Genomic DNA, 21,223 nt, shown 5'->3' on the forward strand with positions numbered 1-21,223 from the left:
AAGGCTCCTTAGAATGCGCTGAGTTCGACGGTCGGCTGACGGGTTTCGGCGTGCAGCGCACGGTGTCCCAAGGTCAGGTTCCGGATGCGAACGCCCGGATCGGCAAGCACTTCGCCGATGACGGACGTCAGCTCGTCGGCAAGGCCTTGCACCAGGGCCTCGCTGAACCGCCCCGCGTGATAGACGACGCTGATCGCGAGGCCCTCGGCGCGCGGCTCGGCCAGGAACCAGAAGTCCGTCGCGGCTTCCGTGTCCGCGCGTTGCGGATCGTGGTCCGGCTGCTCGGCAATGTGCACTTGTCCCGCGTAGCGATCGACGGCGCCCTCGCGCTGGTTCTGCAGCGTCAGGCCGATGTCGAAGAGCGGGTTGCGTCCCGCAACGCGTTTGATGTGCAGTTCGTCGAGCAGGCGATCCAGCGGATACAGCGGATGGGAGAACGCTTCGAGGGTGGTGTCCCGCACCCGGGTCAGCAGCGTGTCGAAACGGTCGTCGCCGGCGACGCGATCGCGCAGCGCCAGTACGTTCAGGTAAGGGCCGACCTGCGACTCGAGTTCGGGCAGCTCGCGGCCCGCGACCGGCGTACCGACGACGATGTCCTCCTGGCCGGAACGGCGGTAGAACAGTGCCTTGATGGCGGACAGCAGCGCGACGAACAAGGTCGCGCCGTGACGCTTGCCGAGCGCATCGAGCGCCGTCGTCGCGGCGGCGGGCAGTTCGAACCGCCAGGTTTTCCAGCTCGGTGCGGCCAGCTGCTCGACGTCGCCCGGCAGTGCCAGCGCGCGCAGGCCGCCGCCCAGCTTGGCCAGCCAGTAGTCCTTCATGCGGGCGCCGTCCGGCCCGGCGAGCAGGCGGTTCAACCAGCCGGCGTAATCCTTGTACTGGATCGAAAGGGCGGGCAGCGGATTGTGCCGGCGCTGGACGAACGCGTCATAGAGCTTCGACAGGTCGTCGAGCAGCACCTCCGTGGACCAACCGTCGCTCACGATGTGGTGCATCGTGCAGAGGCAGATGTGCCGGACTTCGGACAACCTGAGCAGCTTGACGCGGAAGAGCGGGCCGGCGGCGAGATCCATCGGCGCGAGCCGTTCGCTCTCGTAGATCGAGATGGCCTGGGCGTCCCGGTCCTCGGCATCCTGCAGATTGACGACCTCGACCGGGAAGGCCGCTTCGCCGGGCGGCAGCACCTGCTGGACCGGCTGATTGCCTGCCAGCACGAAACGCGTGCGCAGGATCTCGTGACGTTCGCTCAGCGCGCGGAACGCACGCACGAGCGCATCCACGTCGAGCACGCCCTCGAACAGCAGGGACGTGGGCAGCGGCCCGCCGGCTTGCCCCGCATTGAGGCGATCCTGGACCCACAGCCGGGTCTGGGCGGGGGAGAGTTCGTAGTGCGTCTGCGCCGGCAGCGGCGTCACGGGCACGTAATCGATCGGCTGCGTATCGGCGATGCGCTTCGCGAGACCTGCAATGGTGGGGTGCGCGAACAGGCTGCGGATTTCCAGTTTCGCATGCAGATCGCGACGGATGCGCGCGACGACCTTCGTCGCGGACAGCGAATTGCCGCCCAGCTCGAAGAAATGGGCGGTCGTGCTGATGCGGGCCTGGCCGAGCACTTCCTGCCAGATGACCGTCAACTGCGCTTCGAGCGCGTTGGCGGGCGCAACGTGGGCCGGGCCGTCGCCGGGTTCGGGCAGCCTGGTGCGATCGAGCTTGCCGTTGGGCAGGGTCTCGAACGCGGTCACGACGACGAACGCCGACGGCACCATGTAATCCGGCAGCCGCTGCCGCAGATGGCCGCGGACCGCTTCGATCAGTTCGGCTTCGGGGTGCGACGCGCACAGCCATGCGACGAGTTTCGCGCCGTCGTCCACGCCGCGCAGCGCCACGACGGCGGCGTCGACCAGCGGGTGCGAGGTCAGTACCGCCTCGATCTCACCGGGTTCGATGCGCAGGCCGCGCAGCTTGATCTGATGATCGATGCGGCCGAGGAACTCGATATTGCCGTCGGGGCGGTAGCGCGCGAGATCGCCGGTGCGGTAAAGGCGCGCCCGCGGGTCGGTCGAGAACGGGTCGGCGATGAACTTCTCGGCGCTCAGTTCCGGCTCGCCGTGATAGCCGAGCCCCACCGGCGTGCCGCCAATCAGCAGTTCGCCTGCGATGCCGAGCGGCGTGGGCTGCATGTGCGCGTCCACGATATGAAGGCGGGTATTGGCGATGGGCCGGCCGATCGGGACGATGCGGTGCGGGTCGTCGCGCTTGCACTCCCATGCGCTCACGTCGACGGCGGCCTCGGTGGGGCCGTAGAGGTTGTACAGCCTGACGTCCAGGCGCTCGAGGCAGCGCTGCTGCAGGTCGTAGGGCAGCGCCTCGCCGCTGCACACGACGCGGCGCAGCGACGCGCAGTGCGCGTCGAGGTCCGGATGGTCGAGGAAGGCACGCAGCATCGACGGCACGAAGTGAATCGTGGTGATCCGTTCGCGCTCGATGAGTTCGGCCAGATAGTCGGTCTCGCGCTGTCCGCCGGGTCGGGCGAACACGAGGCGCGCACCGGTGACGAGCGGCCAGAAGAATTCCCAGACCGAGACGTCGAAGCTGAACGGGGTCTTCTGCAGGACGGCGTCGTCGGCGTCGAGGGAGTAGGCGTGCTGCATCCAGAGGATGCGGTTGGTGATCGCGCGATGGGTGTTGAGCGCGCCCTTGGGCCGGCCGGTGGAACCGGACGTGTAGATCATGTAGGCGAGGTTGTCGCCGTTCAGATCAGGCTCGGGGTTGGCCACGGCGTCGGGATCGAGGTCGAGTTCGCTGGAATCGACGACGATCAGGGCGGCTTCGGTGTCGGGCAGCGCGTCGCGCAGATGCTGCTGGGTGAGGAGCCAGCGCAACTGAGCGTGATCGATCATGAAGCGCACGCGCTCGGCGGGATAGTCGGGGTCGACGGGGACGTAGGCGCCGCCGGCCTTGAGGACGGCGAGCAGCGCGACGCACATGTCGAGCGAGCGCTCCATGGCGACGCCGACGAGGGCGTCGGGCCCGACACCGAGGGCGATGAGCCGGTGCGCGAGGCGGTTGGCGCGCAGGTTGAGTTCGGCGTAGGTGAGCGTGTCGTCGTCATGGACGGCGGCGACGGCATCGGGCGTGCGCGCGACCTGCTGTTCGAACAGGCGGTGCAACGGTTGAGCGGCGGCCTCGCCAAAATCTGTTTCGGTCTGGTTCCACTCGACGGTCAGCAGGTTCCGCTCCGCTTCGCTCGTCAACGGCAGCCGGGCAACGGCGGCCGACGCATCGCCCGCTAGACGCGTGAGCAGGGTCCGGTAGATCGCGAGGAAACGCTCCACGGTGCGCTCGTCGAACAGATCGGTGTTGTAGTCGCAATCGATCAGGAGTGCCTCCCCCGAGTCGAGGACGTTGACGTTCAAATCGAACGCGGTGTGACGGATCAGCGGGGCGACCAGGTCGACCGTCAGGCCCGGCAGGCCGGGCAGCGCCGACACGGGCTCCAGATTGAAGACCGCCGATACCAGCGGGGCGGCGTTGAGATCGCGCTGCGCGCCGATTTCGCGGACCAGTTCGGCGAACGGATAGTCCTGGTGCTCGAGCGCGTCGAGCAGGTTCTGCCGGGTGCCGGCCAGGAAGCTGGCTACGGTGGCCTGCTCGGGCAGCGTGGAGCGCAGCGGCAGCAGATGCGTGCAGTAGCCGGCGAGGCGATCGCTGCCGGCCACGGAACGGCCGGTCACCGGGATGCCGGTGACAATCTCTTGCTGGCCGGCGATGCGGTGCAGGAACAGGTTGAAGCCGGCAAGCAGCACCATGTAGAGCGTGCAGCCGTTCTGACGGGCGGCGGTGCGCAGCGACGCGGCCGCCGCCGCGTCCAGGTGCAGCGACACGCGCTTGCCGTGAAACGTCTTCACCGCGGGCCGCGGGTAGTCCGCCGGAAGGTTCAACGGTTCGGCCTGGCGCTCGCACTGCGCGAGCCAGTACGCGCGATTCGCCTTCGTTTCCGGGCTGTGGCGCTGGCCGTCGAGCTGCTTCAGGTATTCGCGGAACTGGAGCGGCGCCGCGGCCGGCGCGGCGCCGGCATACGCCCGGGCCAGATCCTCGAGCAGGATGCCGAACGTCGAGCCGTCACAGATGATGTGATGGGCCGTCATCACCAGCAGGTGACGTTCGCTGTCCAGGCGCACGAGCGCGGCGCGAAAGAGCGGGCCGTTCACCAGGTCGAACGGCTCGCGGCTCTCCTGGTCCCGCCACGCGTCCTGGTCCGCGTCGATCAGCGGAATCCGGAGCGTCAGCGACGGATGCACGATCTGGCCCGACCCGTCCGGCGTCACCGTCGTGCGCAGCGCCTCGTGTCGATCGACCAGGCCCTGGACGGCGGCGCGCATCGCGGCTTCGTCGAGCCGGCCCTTCAGTTCGAGGGTGGTGTTGACGTTGTAGGCCAGCGAGCCGTCGGGATCGATTTCCGACAACACCCACAGCTGGCGTTGCGCTTCGCTCAGCGCGGCGACCGTGCCGTGCTTCGAGTGCGGCCGGATGAAGCCGCCGCGGCGCAGGTCGGCGACGCTGTCCTTCACCGCGCGGATGAACCGGTCGACATCGGCATCCGTATGCGCGGTGGAAAGGAAGCAGGTGCGCCATTCCCAGATGTAGATGCCCTTTTCGAGCATGTGATAGAAGAACAGGTCCAGGTTCTCGGTGAATTCGAAGCGGAACATCGAGCCGAACCACGTGACCTTGATCGGCGCCTCAGCCTCCACGAAGAACGCATTCAACGTGCCGGCGATTTGCGCGGTCCGTTCGTTGAGCGCTGCCTGCAGCGCCGGGCCTTCCTGTTCGATCTTCTCCAGCACGGCCAGCGCGGCCGCCATCGCCAGCGGGTACTGGCAGAACGTGCCGCCGAACGCGGTGCGGTCCGCGACCGGGAACGAGTGGTCGCCGTAGGTCCACATGCCGCCGTCGATGGCGTCCATGAAGCGGGTGGTGCCGGCGATGACGCCCAGCGGCAGGCCGCCGCCGATGATCTTGCCGTACGTCGCGAGATCGGCCCGGATGCCGAACATGGCCTGCGAGCCGCCCGGATGGACGCGGAAGCCGGTAATCATTTCGTCGAAGATCAGCGCGACACCGGCCTCTTCGGTGATGCGGCGCAGTTCCTTGAGGAACGCGACGGGCTGCAGGGACGGGTTGCGACTCTGCACGGGCTCGACCATCACGGCCGCGAGGGTCGACGCCATGCCGCGAATGGCCTCGAGCGCGGCGTCGCTGCCGTAGTCGAGCAGGATCATGTTCTCGACCGAGCCGAACGGCACGCCGGGAGCGATGGTTTCCGTGACGCCTTCCGCGTTCGCCGCGGCGAGCGTGCCGTCGGCATGGCCGTGATACGAATGCGTGAACATCACGATCTTGTCGCGCCCCGTCACGGCGCGCGCGAGCCGCATCGCGGTCATGACCGCCTCGGTACCGGTGTTCGAGAACGCCACGCGATCGAGGCCGGTGACGCGGGCAAAGCGCGCGGCCACTTCGCCGACGAGGCTGGAGCGTGCGCCCAGTTCGAGCGGGCGTTGCCATTCGCGGCTGACCTGATGCTGGATGAAGTCCGGTGTGTGGCCGAACAGATGCACGCCGAAGCCCATCGTGAAATCGATGTACTCGTTGCCGTCGATGTCCCACAGCCGCGAACCGGCCGCGCGCTCGCCGACGATCGGATACAGCATTTCCTTGGTCGAAAAGCGGAAGCCGACCGTGGCCCGGCTGTCGGCCAGCACCGGGCGGGACGCCTGCACCGATTCCTTCGATTTCCGGGTGCGCGTCGTGTAGCGCACGATCAGCGCTTCGAGATGCTCCTGCTGTACGGCGGACAAGCCGCGCGCCCGCTGTTCGACCGGGCTGCCCCACGGCATCATCGGCTTGGGCGGCCGGTTGCCGGTCGCGGCCGCAGTTGCCGGCGCGGGCTTCGCCGCGGGCGTGGCGGCCGGCACCGCGATCGCGGCCTTGGCTGCAACGTTCGCAACGTTCGTGACGGCTTGCGCGGCGACCGTCGCCGGCCGGACGTCGGCGTGGCCGGTCAGCGATGTGCGCAGCAGATCCATCTGCTGGCTCATGACGCGCGACAGCAGCTGATTCTGCTCCCGCAACACGCGCTCGACCGCGGAGCCGCCTTCGGCCGCCACCCATTCCACCGGCGCGGCGGCGGTCGGCACAAGCCCCTGAGCGGACGGCGCGAGCGCCACCGTGGACGGCTCGACCACGGTCACGGCTACGGCCTCGGCCTCGGCCTCGGCCTCGGACGGCGCGGCTTCCGCCGGCAGGTTGTCCGCGATGTATTCGGCGAGCGCCTGCACCGTCGCCAGGTCTTCGAAGAAGCGGCGCATGGCCGTCTTCACGCCGTACTGCTTCTCGATGTGCCGGATGGCCTCGATCAGGATGATCGAGTCGGCGCCCATCTCCAGGAACGGCAGGTCGATGTTGATGGTGGCGGGATCGGCCTGGATCAATTCGCCGATCTTGCCGCGAAGCCATTCGAGAACCTCGCCGCTACGGTCGTGGGTCGGCGTTGCAGCGATGGGTGATGCGCTTGTCTGAGTCATGGACGTGTCCGCTTTCTGAAACCAGGTACGGCTGCGTTGGAAGGGATAGGACGGCAAGGCGACGCGCACGGGCGCGGGTGTTTCGGTTGCGGCCCAGGCGACATCGACGCCCCGGGCATAAAGGCTCGACAGCGTTTCGATCAGCGCCTGCTGCTCGACTTGCGGCCGCTGCAGGGCCAGGAACTGGATCCCGGCATCCGGCGCGCAGCACGCGCGGGCCAGGTTGACGAGCACCGGCTTGGGACCGATTTCGACCAGCACGTTGAAACCGGCTTCGGCGAGGCGCTCGACGCTGCTCGCGAACTGCACCGGCTCCCGGCAGTGACGGCGCCAGTACGCGTCGGTGGGCGCCTCGTCCATCACGGCGCCCGTGAGATTCGAATAGAACGGGATGGCCGGGCGCGCGACGGGCACGGCTTGCGCCGCGGCCTGGAAGCTGTCCAGCATCGGCTCGAGCAGCGGCGAGTGAAACGCGTGCGACGTGTTGAGCGGCACGGACCGGATGCCCTGCGCGGCAAACGCGTCGACCAGCAGTGCGATGCGCTCGCGCTTGCCGGAAATCACGATGCTGGCCGGCCCGTTGACGGCAGCCACCGCGACCTCGTGCGGACAGGCTTCGATCGCGCGCTCGACCGTGGCGAGGTCGGTGAAAATTGCCGCCATCTCGCCGTCGCGGGGCAATGCCTGCATCAACCGGCCGCGTTCGGCGATCAGCCGCAGGCCGTCTTCCGGCGAGAAGACGCCGGCCGCGCAAGCCGCCGCGTACTCGCCGACGCTGTGCCCCATCACGGCGTCCGGCACTACGCCGAACGACGCCAGCAACGTGGTGAGCGCGTACTGCAGCGAGAACAGGGCCGGCTGGCTGTAGCCGGTCTGATGGATGTCCTCGGACGGCGCGGACAGCACCTCGAGCAACGGCTTGTCGAGCAGCGGATCGGCCACCGCGCGGCAGCGGTCGATGGCGTCGCGGAACACCGGATACGCGTCATACAGGCGGCGGCCCATGCCGGCGTATTGCGAGCCCTGACCGGTGAACAGGAACGCCATCTTCACGCGAGGGGCGGGCTGCGCCGCGCCTGCAGGTTCCTTGGCCTGGAAGGCGCGCAGCTTGTCGATGGCGTCCTCGACGGAGGTCACCGGCAGCGCCAGCCGGTGTGCGAAATGCGAGCGGCCGGCCGCCGCCGAAAACGCCACGGCCGCGATATCGAGACCCGGTTCGGCTTCGAGCCGCCGCTGATAGCGCCCGGCAAGCTCGCGCAATGCGGCGGGCGTCTTGCCCGACAGCACCAGCGCATGCACCTTGTGTCTCGACGGTGTCGCCCGTTGCGCCGGCACGGGGGCTTCTTCGAGTACCACGTGCGCATTGGTGCCGCTCGCGCCGAACGCGCTCACGCCGGCTCGCCGTGGCCGCTCGCCGCGCGGCCACGCGCTCGCCTCGGTACAGATCTCGACGGGCAGCGCGTCCCACTGCACCAGCGGGTTCGGGCGGCGCAGATGCAGGTGGGCCGGCAGGCGGTCGTGGTTCAGCGACAGCACGACCTTGATGACCCCCGCGATGCCGGCGGCGGATTCCGTGTGGCCGATGTTGGTCTTCACCGAGCCGACCCGCAGCCGCCGGCCCCCGTCACGGCCTTCGCCGAAAACCGTCGCGAGCGCCTGCACCTCGACGGGATCGCCGAGCGGGGTGCCGGTGCCGTGCGCTTCCACGTAATCGATGGACGCGGCGGACAGCCCGCCCAGCGCCTGACGGATGACGGCTTCCTGCGCGCGGCCGTTCGGCGCGGTAAAGCCGCTCGATGCGCCATCGTGGTTGACGGCCGAACCACGCAGCACGGCCAGCACGCGATCGCCTGCGGCGAGCGCATCGGACAGGCGCTTGAGCACCAGCGCGCCGCAGCCGTCACTGCGCACGAAGCCGTCCGCCGCCGCGTCGAAGGTCTTGCAGCGGCCGTCCGGCGCCAGCGCCCGCGTGCGCGACACGGCGATGGAGTTGTCCGGCGACAGGATCAGGTTGACGCCGCCCGCGATCGCGAGATCGCATTCGCCGCTTCGCAGATTCTGGCTGGCGAGATGGATCGCGGTGAGCGACGACGAGCAGGCGGTGTCGATCGCCATGCTCGGTCCCTGCACGCCCAGTCCATAGGAGATGCGGCCGGCCGCCGTGTTGAGCGGATTGCCGGTGAAGAAATAGCCGTCGATGCCGCTGCCGTCGCCGTTGCGAAGCTGCAGGTTCGCGTAATCGTTGGTGGTGATGCCGACGAAGACGCCGGTCCGGCTGCCCTTGAGACCGTCGACGGGAATCCCGGCATGCTCCAGCGCTTCGTGACTGACTTCGAGCAACAGGCGCTGCTGCGGGTCCATCGCGGCCGCTTCGCGCGGCGTGATACGGAAGAAGGCCGGATCGAACTGGTCGACGTCGCCGAGGAAACCGCCGAAGCGGCAGTACATGCGCCCCGGCGCTTCCGGATCGGGGTCGTAGTACGCGTCGACGTCCCAGCGCTCGCGCGGCACTTCGGAAATCGCATCCACGCCGTCGTTCAACAGCTGCCAGTAGGCGTCGAGGTCGTGCGCGGCGCCCGGAAAACGGCAACTCATGCCGACGATCGCGATCGGCTCCGGCGTGCCGGTCTCGCGGGCTGCAGCGGCCGCAGCGGTCGCCGCGACCGGCCGCGGCGCCACGACCTCCGTTGGCGTCGCGTGCGCGTCCGGCGTCGTGCCGGACGACAGGTCCGCCAGAAAATCGGCGAGGGCGTTGACCGTCGGATGATCGAACAGCAGCGCGACCGGCAACGGGATGCCCAGTGCCTGTTCGACGAGCGTGCGCACGTCCAGCGCCATCAGCGAATCCATGCCCATCTCGAAGAAGCCGAGGTTGCGATCCAGCGTCCCCGCTTCGTAGCCGAGCACCTGGGCCACCGCGCGGTCGATGCTGTCCGCCAGCAGACGCTTGCGCTCGCGCGGCGAGGCGTCGCGCCATGCCGGCATCGCCTGCGCGCCCGTGGCGGTGCCGGCCACCCGCACGCGGTCGAGGAAGGGGCGGGGCCCGCGCGCCTCGTACGAGGCCTGGAACAGCGCCAGGTCGAGATCGACGACCGCCGCCTGCGGCACGGCGGGGAGGTGATCCAGCAGGTCGAGCGCGCGATCCGCCGCCAGCGACCGGATGCCGACGCGCCGCAGCAGCGCTTCCGCTTCGGGGAACGTCATGCCGCCTTGTGCCCAGGGCCCCCAGTTCACGCTCAGGGCCGGCAGGCCCAGCGCGCGGCGATGATGCGCGAGCGCGTCGAGGAAGCGGTTCGCGGCACTGTAGTGCGCCTGGTCACGCGAGCCCCATGCGGATGCGATCGACGAAAACAGGATGAAGAAATCGAGCGGGAAGGGCGCGCTGTGCTGATGAAGCAGCACAGCGCCGGCGACCTTGGGTTCCAGGACCGCGTCGAGTTCCGCGCGCTCGACCTGCACGATCGGCTTGTAGCCGACGATGCCGGCCGCATGCACGATGCCCCGCAGCGGCACGCCGTCGCGCCGCAGCGCGGCGAAGAAATCGGCGACCGCCACCGGATCCGCGATATCGAGGCGTTCGCAGCGCAGTGTCACATTGCGCTCGCGCAGCTCGGCAATCGCCTGCCGGCTCTCGTCGCTTGCCGCCCCTTGACGGCTGACCAGGATCAGCGTGCCGGCGCCGCGCGCCGCCAGCCATCGCGCGGTGTGCAGCCCGAGCGCACCGAACCCGCCGGTGATCAGGTAGGCCGCGTCCGGATCGACCCGCAGCGCGGCCGTGTCGGTTTGCGCGAGCGGGCTCAGGCGTGCGACATGGCGCACGTCGCGCCGCAACGCCACCTGTTCTTCGCGGTGCTCGCCGAGCAGTTCCTGAAGCAGCGCCTGCGTCTCGTCCGCCGGCGCGGCCGGATCGAGATCGATCGCCGTGCCGAACCATTCCGGATGCTCGATCATCGCCCCGCGTGCCAGGCCCGACAGTGCAGCCTGTGCGAGCCCCGTGACGCGGGGCGCCTCGCCGGCTTCCACCGCGTCGCGCGTGACCACCGAGATCCTGGGCCCGATCGAAGACGCCCGCTCGCTGCCGGCCCGCGCGTGCACGAGATGCAGCAGCGCGGTGGACATGCGCGACGCGCCCACGGCTTCGTCCAGCGCCCATAAAAAGACGATGCGCTGCCCGGGCGCGGCCGTCTCGTTCAGCAAGCGCACGAAATGGTCCGGTTGCTCGGGCGCGACCTGCCAGCCCGCTTCCGCGCCGCCGCCATAGTCGCGGCCGGGGCGTACCAGCGCGCACGACGCGCCGTGCGCGCGCAGCAGCGCGGCGAGCCGTTCGCCGACACCGCTTTCGTCCGCGAAGATCAGCCACGGGGACGCGTCGGCGGCGAGCCGTGCCGCCGGCAACGCGGCCTGCTGCTCCCACATCACGTGATAGAGCGGGGGAACGGCCGGGGCGGCGGTTTCGGCCGGGGCGAACGCGGTCCTGAGCAGTTCCGGAAAGACGTTCAGCACGTCTTCCGGGTACTTGCCGGACGACTTGAGATGCCGCAGCGCGGCGTCGATGCTGCCGGCATCCTTGCCGACGACGGGCGACGGGATCTTCTCCAGGCTGAACCGCTGCCGCTCGAACGGATAGTTCGGCAACGTGGTGGCAGGCTGGGCCGGCGCCGGGAACAGCGCGTGCCAGTCGAACTGCCCGCCCTGCACGTACAGTGCCGCGAGAGCGTGCTCCAGTGTCTCGCCGGCGCAGGGCGGCGGCAGCCAGCCGTCGGCGAGCCCCTCCGGCACGTGCGGCGCGTCGGCCTGATCCGGCGCCCCGGCAAGCTGCAGCCAGTACTGCGGGTGCGTCACCTCGTCGGTCACCTCCGCGCCGAGACAGCCGGAAATCAGGCGGACCGATGGCCGTGCGAGCGGCATGTCCTGAAGCGCGGCGCGCAACGCGTCGGCATCCGGGCGGGCGGCCACGAGGCGCAGCGCGTCGGCCACGCTCACGACACCCGCCACGCAGGCCGCGACATATTCGCCGATGCCGTGTCCCGACACGACGGCCGGTCGGATGCCCCATCCCTTCCACAGTTCCGCCCACGCGAACTGGACCGCGAAGCGGCCCGCGTCGGTATCGAGTGCGTCCAGCGGCACCGCGCAACGGTCGAAGGCATCGCGAAACAGCGGTTCCGATGCGTGGAGCGCGCGCGCGACGCCAGTGTCCGGCACGCCGAACAGGGCGCCCAGGCGCAACGCCTTGCCCGTGCGCGCCACGGCCGCCGACGCGCTCCGCCCGCCCGACACATAGGCCGTGCGAAACGGATAGTGACTCCGTCCGGTGGCGGCTGCGCGGCAGATGGCGGCCTGCTCCTGCGGCGTCGCGCCGGCGATCGCGCGCTCGTAGCGTGATGCGAGCGCCGCCAGCGCCGCTTCGGATCTGGCCGACAGCAGCAGCAACTGGCGCTGCGCCGCGTGCGCCGGTGCGACCGGCGGTTCCTCGACGATCGCGTGCGCATTGGTGCCGCTGAATCCGAACGCGCTGACCCCGGCGATTCGCCGGCGCTCCCCGCGACGCCATGCGACCGGATCGGCCGCGACGCGGATCGGGATGTCCTGCCACGGCGTATGCGGATTGGGTCGCGTGAAGTGCAGGTGCGCCGGAATCCGGTCGTGCTCGAACGACAGCAGGACCTTGATCAGGCCGGCGATGCCGGACGCGGATTCGAGATGCCCGATATTGGTCTTGACCGACCCGATCACGAGCGGCTCGCTGGCCGTGCGGCCGGGACCGTAGACGCCAGCCAGCGCTTCGACCTCGATCGGGTCGCCGAGGGAGGTCCCGGTCCCGTGGGCCTCGACATAGGAGACGTCGCCGGGCGCGAGGCCAGCCTGGTTCAGCGCACGGCGTATCACCCGTTCCTGCGAATCGCGGCTCGGCACGGTCAGCCCGCCGCCGCCGCCGCCCTGGTCGACCGCCGTGCCACGCACGATGCCGAGTACCCGGTCGCCGTCCGCGAGCGCGTCGGAGAGGCGCTTGAGCACCACCATGCCGCACCCTTCGCCGCGCACATAGCCGTCCGCCGACGCGTCGAAGGTCTTGCAGCGTCCGTCCGGCGACAGCATGCGCGCCTGCGAGAAACTGACCATGACCTCGGGCGACAGCATCAGGTTGACGCCGCCCGCGAGCGCCATGCCGGTTTCGCGCGAGCGCAGGCTTTCGCAGGCGAGGTGCAGGCAGACCAGCGACGACGAGCAGGCCGTATCGATCGCCATGCTCGGGCCGGTGAGGCCCAGCACGAACGACAGCCGGCCCGCGGCCATGTTCAGTGCGCTGCCCGTGCCGGCGTAGCTGCTCGACGGCATCGCCGCATTGGACACCTGGATCGCATGGTCGAAGCAGGTAATGCCGACGTACACGCCGGTGGCGGACTGCCGGAAGCGCTCGGGAGCGAGATGGGCGTTCTCGAGCGCCTCCCACGCCACTTCGAGCAGGAGCCGTTGCTGCGGATCGAGATAGGTCGCTTCGCGCGGCGCGATCCCGAAGAACGCCGCGTCGAACTGATCGACGCGTTCGAGAAACGCGCCGTGGCGGGTCGCCATCTTGCCGGGCGCGGACGGATCGGGGTCGTAATAGCGATCGATGTCCCAGCGTTCGCCCGGCACTTCGGTGACGGCGTCCCGCGCGTTGTCGAGCAATTGCCAGAACGCGTCCGGCGTATCGCTGCGGCCGGGGAAGCGGCAAGCCATGCCGATGATGGCGATCGGTTCGTTGCGGTCCGAGCGCAGCGCCGCGATTTCCGCGCGCCGCTGGCGCAGTTCGTCGAGTGCGGCTTTCAGTGCTTGCGTGGCCTTGGCGTTCATTGGGCGCCGATCTCCTGCGCGATCAGTTCGGAAAGGTCGTCCTCGTCGAGGTCGTCCGATGCTTCGTCGACGACAGGCGCGGGGAGCGACGGTGACAGTTCGCCGAGCACGTACCGGGCGAGCGCTTGCAGGTTCGGATAGGAAAAGAACAGCGTCGCGCGGAACGGCCTGCCGAACACCTTGGTGAGGCGGTCGGTCAGTTCGAGCGCAATCAGCGAATCCAGGCCGAGATCGAGCAGCGATTGCTCGGGCGCGATGGCGTCGGGGCCGGGCAGACGCAAGGTCTCGGCCAGCATCTTCGCGAGCGTGCCGGCGATGAGCTCGAGCCGCTCGCGCGGCGCGCACGCATGCAGCTGGCGCAGCAATGCCGTCTCCTGCTGCGCAGGCTGCGCGGCCGGTTGCGCCAGCTCGGAAAACAACGCCGACCCGGCAGCCGGCGCATCGACCCGGAACAGCGTCGGCCAGTCGATGCGCGCGACCCCGGACTGGGCAACGCCGGACGCCATCAGCCGTTCGAGGGTCGCGATGGCCAGTTCGGGCGACAGCGTGCCCACACCGAGCGCGCCCAGCTGTTCATGCGCGCGCCGTCCGTAGTCGGTGGCGGCGTGGCCGATCTCGGCCCACGGCCCCCAGTTGACGCTGAGCGCCGGTTTTCCCTGCGCGCGCCGATGCTGCGCCAGCGCGTCGAGGAAGCTGTTCGCCGCCGCGTAGTTGCTCTGGCCCGGCATGGTGATCAGCGCGGCCATCGACGAGAACAGCACGAAATGGTCGAGCGGCAGGTCGGCCGTCAGCTCGTGCAGATACCACGCGCCATCGGCCTTGCCGCTGCCGGCGCGATGGAAGAAGTCGTCGTCCTGACGGGCCAGCAGCGCATCGTCGAGTGCGCCGGCGAGGTGAAACACCCCCTTGAGCGGCGGCATCGAACGCGCGATTTCGTCGATCGCGTCCGCGACGTCCTCGCGACGCGACAGATCGGCGCGAATGAAGCGGGCGTCGAGCGTCTGCAGGATTTTTTCGGCGGCGGCGGAAGGCTCGCTGCGCCCGAGCAGCACGACCTTGCCGGCGCCGTTGCCGGCGAGCCAGGCCGCGAGCCGCAGGCCGAGCCCGCCGAGCCCGCCGGTCACCAGATAGGTCGCGTCAGGGTGGAACCTGACCGGCCGGTGGCTGACGAATTCGCGATTGTCGCGGGCGATGCGCGCGACGTGGCGTTGTCCACCGCGAAACGCGATCATGTCTTCACGGCCGCCGGCCAGCACCGCCTGCACGATGTGGGTCGCCGACGGCTGCGCGGGATCGAGGTCGATCAGGCCGCCCCACAGCGGCGCATGCTCCACTGCGATCGCCCGGCCCAACCCCCACAGCGGCGCCTGCGCCACGGCGGTCGATTCGCCATCCAGAACGTTCATCGCACCCGACGTCACCAGCCACAGACGCGCCTGCCGGGCCGACGGCGCGCGCGACGCAAGCGCCCTGACCAGCTGCAGCACGCTCGCGCTGGCGCGCCGTCTCGCGGCGATATCGGCGGGCGCGAGATCGAGACTCCACAGATGGATGACGCCCTTCAGCGGCCGGTCGAGCGCGGGCAGCGCCGCGCTCGCGTCGGCGAAGTGCAGCGCGCACGTATCGCCCGCGCTTTCCAGCAGGGCCGACAGTTGCGCGCCGACGCCACCACAGTCCGCGAGAATCAGCCACTCGCCCTGCTCCGAAGCGCCGGTTGCCGCTTCGACGCTCGACGGTCTCCAGACACGCTGATAGAGCAGGGCGGCGAAGTCGTGCCGCTCGACGGCTCGTCCGGCACGCACCTGCTGCAACCGCAGCGCATCGATCTCGATCAGCAGCCGGCCGGCGAGGTCGTGGACGCGGATATCGCCCTCCAGCGCATGTTGCCCGGTCGGCTTGCGCAGCGTCGCGTGACTCCACGCCTGCGCTGACGACGGCGGCTGATGAACCCGTACCGCACCGATCGAACTGGGCAGGTACAGGTCCCCGGCCTGCAGCGCGTCCGGATCGATGGCGGCCGCGAGCACGCGGCTGCACGCATCGAGAAACGCCGGGTGCACGTGGAATTGCGACGACGCCAGTGCGTCGGCCGGCAGGCTGATTTTCCCCAGCGCCTCACCGGTCGTGCGCCAGATCTGCCGGATCGCATCGAACACGCCGTCGATCTGCACGCCGTACTGCCGGATTTCGCCATTGAAGTCCGCGCCCGACGTCGTTTCGGTGCAGCGCGCCTGCACCTCGGCGGCATCGAATCTCGCCGGCTCGGCGCGCCGTTTGGGCGCGCACATTTCCCGCAGCCGGCGCAGGTGAGGAAGATTGCCCAGGATCAGCTCGACCGGCGGACCGAAATCGAGCAGGCACGCCACTTCGTCCACGCCGATCGACTCGAGGTCCCGCACCAGGTCGACGCAGGTTTCCGGCGTCCCGATGAGGCCGCGCGATTGCGCGAAGCGTTCATAGAGAAACTCGACGAACTCGTCCAGTTCGCGCGCGCCCATCGCGCGCACGTCCACCGACTGGCCACGGCTTTGCGCCAGCCCGTTCAGCAGTCCGATATTGCTGCGGATGTAGTTGCAGAACGGCGCACGCGCCTGCTCGCGCACCCGCGTCGCGTCGTCGCCGACGAACGTGTGCAGCATCACCGACACGGTGCCGGTCGCCGGATCGAAGCCATGCTTCGCGCGCGCCTCGCGGTAGAGGGCGATCTTGTGCGCGAGCTGGTCCCGGTCCTGGTCGAGCACGTGGGTCAGCAGGTTGGCGCCGACTTCGCCGGCGCGGACGAACGTTTGCGGATTGCCGGCGGCGGTCACCCAGACAGGCAGTTCCGGCTGCACCGGCGTCGGGTAGATGCGCAACTGCACCGGCTTGCCGACGCCATTGTTCGCATTCAGCGATCCGCCGCGCCACAGATTCCGGACGGTGCGCAGCGTCGTCAGCATGTCGTCCTGCCGGGTCGCGTATTTGTCAGGCGCGAGCACGAAGTCGTCCGGATTCCATCCGGAGGCGAACGACACGCCCACGCGACCGTTCGACAGGTTGTCCACCATGGACCACTCTTCCGCGATCCGGATCGGGTTGTGCAGCGCGGCGACCACGCTGCCCGCGACCAGTTGCACGCGTCCGGTGACCGCGGCGAGGGCGGCGTGCAGGACGGCGGGATTCGGGTACAGCGAGCCGAATTCGGTGAAATGGCGCTCCGGCACCCAGACGCTGGAGAACCCGTTCGCATCGGCGAAGCGCGCGCTCTCCATCACGAGCTGGTACTTGTTGCCGGACAGCGCCTCTTCACTGCTGGCGAAGAACATCAGGCCGAATTTCATGCGTGGCTCCGATCCGATTCGTGGATTTCGGCACTGGCGCAGATCTGCCATGTCGCGGCAGCGCTCGTGTCCTCGATCCGGTGATAGACGGCAAACGAAAACGGTCCCCAGGACTGGCGGCTCAGCACGGTCTGCACGGCGCGCGATCCATGCGGATGCAGCGGCAACGGCGCATGCAGTGCGAGGTCCTTCAGCGTGGTATGGCCGTCGGCGCCGATCTCCGCGGTGGCCGCCAGCGCCATTTCCACATAGGCGGAATAGGGCAGGACGGGCGGTCCCTTCACGCGATGACCGGCGAGAAAGGCGGTGTCCGGTGCGTCGAGACTCGACTCCCAGATCCACGTGCCGGGCAAATGCGCGTGCTGCGCCATGAGGCGCCCGAGCAACGGATGCCGAGGCGCGCGCGGGTTGAGCCAGAAGCCGCGACGCTCGAACGGATAGGTCGGCAGCGCGAGCCGGCGGTGCGGTGCGGGCTGCTCGACGGCGTGCCAGTTGACGGATGCGCCACGGACGTAGAGCTCGGCGAGCGTGTGCAGGATCGCGTCCCAGGCGGCCGCCTGCGCGCCGATCTCGATGACGATGCCATGGGTGCCCGCCGCAGCGCCGTCCGGGGCCTGCGGCACGTCCGCCAGCGAGGCCGCGGCGCGATGCCCGTCGCCGGTGTTGCTGACGGCGTCCGGCGTGATGCCGAAGGACATCCACAGTTGCGCGAGCGCGCGCTGGAATGCCGTGAAGCCGTCCTCGGCCGCGTCCGGTTGCTGCTGCATCAGCGCGCTGAAAGCGGGGCTCGCCGAGCGCAATTGCCGAACCGCATCGGCGCTGGCGCCGTCGTCGGCGGAAAAGTGAAACGTCACCGCGGGCGGTGTGTCGGCGGCCTCGCTGGCCGAAACGGCATGCAGCCGTGAACGCAACGCATCGAGACTCGATGCGACGATGGCCGCCCGCCGCGTGAAGTGGGTGCGCCCGGTGTTCGCCGTCGACGCGACCTCCCGCAAGCGGACCTCGGGATGGGTGTCGAAATACACCGTGTAGGACGCCGCCAGCGCTTGCAACGCTTCGGGCGTGCGCGCGGAGAGTGTCATGACGTGCGTCGCGGGCGCCGCCGGATCGTCTACGACCACGCCGGCGTGCGGCGCTTCGGACAGGATCATGTGCGCATTGGTGCCGCCGAAGCCGAACGAACTCACGCCGGCCACACGCGGCCCGTGTTCCGGATGCCAGGGTATGACCTGCTGCGGAATGCGGAACGGCGTGTCGTCGAGCGCGATATGCGGATTGAGCGACCGGAAATGGAGGTTCGGCGGAATGGTGCGATGGTGCAGCGCCAGCGTGGTCTTGATCAGGCTCGCGATGCCTGCTGCCGATTCCAGGTGGCCGATGTTGGTCTTCACCGAACCGATCCAGCAGCGCGCTTCAGGTTGGCGCGATTCGCTCAGCACAGCCGTCAGCGCGTTCAGCTCGATGGGGTCGCCCAGCGGCGTGCCCGTTCCGTGCGCCTCGACGAAGCCGATGTCCTGCGGCCGCACGCCGGCATCGCGCAGCGCGCTGTGAATCACGGCCTGCTGAGCCGGGCCGTTCGGCGCGGTCAGGCCGTTGCTGCGCCCATCCTGGTTCACCGCCGAACCGCGGATCACCGCGAACACGGTGTCGCCGTTCGCGAGCGCATCGTCGAGACGCTTGAGCAGCACCATGCCCACGCCTTCTCCGCGCACATAGCCGTTGGCATCCGCGTCGAATGCCTTGCAGCGGCCATCCGGCGACAGCATGCCCGCTTGCGTGAAGGACGCGCTCAATTGCGGCGCCAGGATCAGGTTGACCCCGCCGGCAAGCGCCGCATCGCTCTCGCCGCGCTGCAGCGCGCGGCACGCGTGGTGAACCGCGACGAGCGACGACGAACACGCCGTGTCGACCGCCCAGCTCGGGCCGCGCAGATCGAGCGTGTAGGCAATGCGGTTGGCGGCGACGCTGAGCGCATTGCCGGTCGCGACATACGGGCCGACATCCGCGTCTTCTTCCTGCGCCAGCCGGACGTAGTCGGAATTGCTGATGCCGACGATGACCGCGGTGCGGCTGCCGGCGAGATGCCGGGGCACGATCCCCGCGTGCTCGAACGTCTCCCACGCCACCTCGAGAAGCAGGCGCTGCTGCGGGTCCATCGTTTCGGCCTCGCGGGCGCTGATGCCGAAGAATTCCGCATCGAACTGATCGACCTGGTCCAGCAATCCCGTGGTCGGAAGGCCGCCGGCGCGTGCGTTCGACGCGCCGACCGCGTCATGGCCCTCCAGCAGGCGCTGCCAGAATGCGTCGGGATGACTGGCGCCGGGGAAGCGGCATCCCATGCCGACGATGGCGATATCCGCGCGTGCGGCGGCAACGGGCGTGTCGTCCGACGCCGCATGCCCGGCGCCGCAGAAATGGCGCGCCAGCAGGGCAATGCTCGGGAAATCGTAGACGACCGTAGGAGAAACGGGCTGCCCGAGCCAGTCCTGCAACTCGCCCGAGAGCAGGATCGCGTCTTTCGAATCGAGCCCAAAGGTGCTGAACGGCGCGTCGGGGTCAAGCTTGCCGGGCGCGATGCCCGACAGATGCGCGACCCGCTCGATGCACCATTGCACCAGTTCCTGCGTGCCGCGCACCGCGGTGGCCGGGCGTGCGGCCTCCCGGGAGAGCGAACGCCGCCATTCGCCCGCGATCGCGAGCCCCTGTTCATCGAGGAAGGCTTGCCGGATTCGGCTGCGCTGGATTTTTCCGCTGGACGTGCGCAGGATCGTCGCCGGTTTCAACAGGATCGCCGCATACAGATCGACATCGTGCACTTCGGCGAGCTGGCGCCGGATCGCCGTGGCGACGGCTTCGGCGTTCAGCGTGTTGAGCGCCTCGCGGCGTACTTCAGCGGCGACGACGACCCGCTCCACGTTATCGACGTTGATCGAGAACGCCGCTGACGCGGCGGGCGCCAGCGCGGGGTGACTCGACTCGGCCGATTGTTCGAGATCCTGCGGGTAGTGATTGCGGCCCGCGACGATGATCAGGTCTTTCAGGCGGCCGGTGACGAAGAGGTGCTCGCCATCGACGAAGCCGAGATCGCCCGTGCGCAGGTAGCGCGCGTCATCGCCGTCCAGCCTCGCGCGGAAGGTGCGCTCCGTTTCCTCGGTGCGGTTCCAGTAGCCGACGCCGACGCTCGGGCCCGTCAACCAGATTTCTCCGATTCGGCCGGGCGGGCAGCGTTGACCGGTCTCCGGGTTCACGATCTGCAGGCGATGCCCCGCCCAGGCGCGGCCGCATGAGACCAGCGCGTGGCGCTTGCCGTGCGCGCTTCTCGTCGCCACGCCTTGCGCAAGATCGTCGGCGTCGAAGTCGGCCACGAGCGGCTGCGAGCGCGCCGGCTGGCCGGAGATGAACAAGGTCGCCTCGGCCATGCCGTAAACCGGGCGCATGGTTTCCGCGTGGAAGCCGCGCGATGCGAATGCACGCGAAAAACGCGCCACCGATTCCGCGCGCACCGGTTCCGCGCCGTTGAATGCCACCCGCCAGCTGCTCAGATCCAGCTGTTCGCCGGCTTCGTCCGAAATCTTGCGTGCGCACAGGTCGTACGCGAAATCCGGCGCCGCGCAATGCGTGCCGCGATACTTCGTGATGGCTTTCAGCCAGCGGTGCGGCTTCTGCACGAACGCCGCCGGCGCCATCAGCACCGACAGCACGCCGAGATAGATCGGCAACAGCACCTTCCCGAAGAAACCCATGTCGTGAAACACCGGGAGCCAGCTGACGAACACGGCCGACGCATCGGCATCGCTGGCTTCGGCGATGACCGCCATGTTGCTCAGGATGTTCGCATGACTGATCATCACGCCTTTGGGCGTACCGGTGGAGCCCGACGTGTACTGCAGCAGCGCCAGCGTTTGCGGCGTAATGTCCGGCGCGCGCCATTGCCCGGCCGGTGCGTCGAAGTCCTGATCGGTCGCCAGGATCCGCAGTTCCAGCGTGTCGGAATAACCGTCCGCGCGATGCGCGATGCCGCCGAGCGTGGCGGCGTCAGTGAGCGCGACAACCGGCCCGGCGTCGGCCACGATCGACTTGAGGCGATCGGCCGGGCGATTCCTGCGCGGTGGATAGGCAGGCACGCCGATCAGGCCGGCGTACAGGCATCCCACCCACGCGCAGATGAATTCCAGTCCGGGCGGATAGACCAGCAGGACACGATCGCCCTGTTGCGCAATCTCTTGCAGGCTGGCGGCGATGCCGCGCGCGCGCTTGTCCAGGTCGCCATACGTGAGTCGGGCCAGTTCCGATTCGCCGTTATCGAGAAAAATGAACGCCGTCTTATCCGGTTCGATCTTGCCGCGAAACTGCAGTATTTCCGTAACAGTCCTGAATTTTGTATCGGGAAGCATACTCAACCTTCGTTGTCTGCCAAACGTTGATCTGAATGCACGTCACTTGTGAATCCGTGCGTTCATTCTGACGGGCAAAGACAGTCCG

At 69.0% G+C, this 21,223-nt stretch carries 3 protein-coding genes; all 3 read right to left on the minus strand.

Annotated elements, in window-relative coordinates; genetic code table 11:
- Positions 1–8: 8 nt before the first annotated feature.
- The 3 genes from HAV18_RS20565 to HAV18_RS20575 are packed head-to-tail and all read right to left on the minus strand — an operon-like array spanning position 9 to position 21,135.
- A complete protein-coding gene (locus HAV18_RS20565) occupies positions 9–13,421 on the minus strand; it encodes a non-ribosomal peptide synthetase/type I polyketide synthase (protein WP_166959111.1) in 13,413 nt (4,470 codons plus the stop codon).
- Positions 13,418–16,741, minus strand: a complete 3,324-nt coding sequence (locus tag HAV18_RS20570; RefSeq protein ID WP_166959113.1) for a type I polyketide synthase — start codon at positions 16,739–16,741, stop codon at positions 13,418–13,420. Before HAV18_RS20570 ends, HAV18_RS20565 begins: the two co-directional genes overlap by 4 nt.
- Complete coding sequence (locus HAV18_RS20575; protein ID WP_166959115.1) at positions 16,738–21,135, minus strand: beta-ketoacyl synthase N-terminal-like domain-containing protein; 4,398 nt, start codon at positions 21,133–21,135, stop codon at positions 16,738–16,740. Before HAV18_RS20575 ends, HAV18_RS20570 begins: the two co-directional genes overlap by 4 nt.
- Positions 21,136–21,223: the final 88 nt, after the last annotated feature.

The sequence above is a fragment of the Burkholderia sp. D-99 genome, assembly GCF_011605345.1.
GTDB lineage: Bacteria > Pseudomonadota > Gammaproteobacteria > Burkholderiales > Burkholderiaceae > Burkholderia.

Excerpts from the sequence above, each read along its gene's own strand:
- HAV18_RS20565 (WP_166959111.1), bottom strand. The coding sequence starts at position 13,421 with ATGAACGCCAAGGCCACGCAAGCACTGAAAGCCGCACTCGACGAACTG.
- HAV18_RS20570 (WP_166959113.1), bottom strand. The coding sequence starts at position 16,741 with ATGAAATTCGGCCTGATGTTCTTCGCCAGCAGTGAAGAGGCGCTGTCC.
- HAV18_RS20575 (WP_166959115.1), bottom strand. The coding sequence starts at position 21,135 with ATGCTTCCCGATACAAAATTCAGGACTGTTACGGAAATACTGCAGTTT.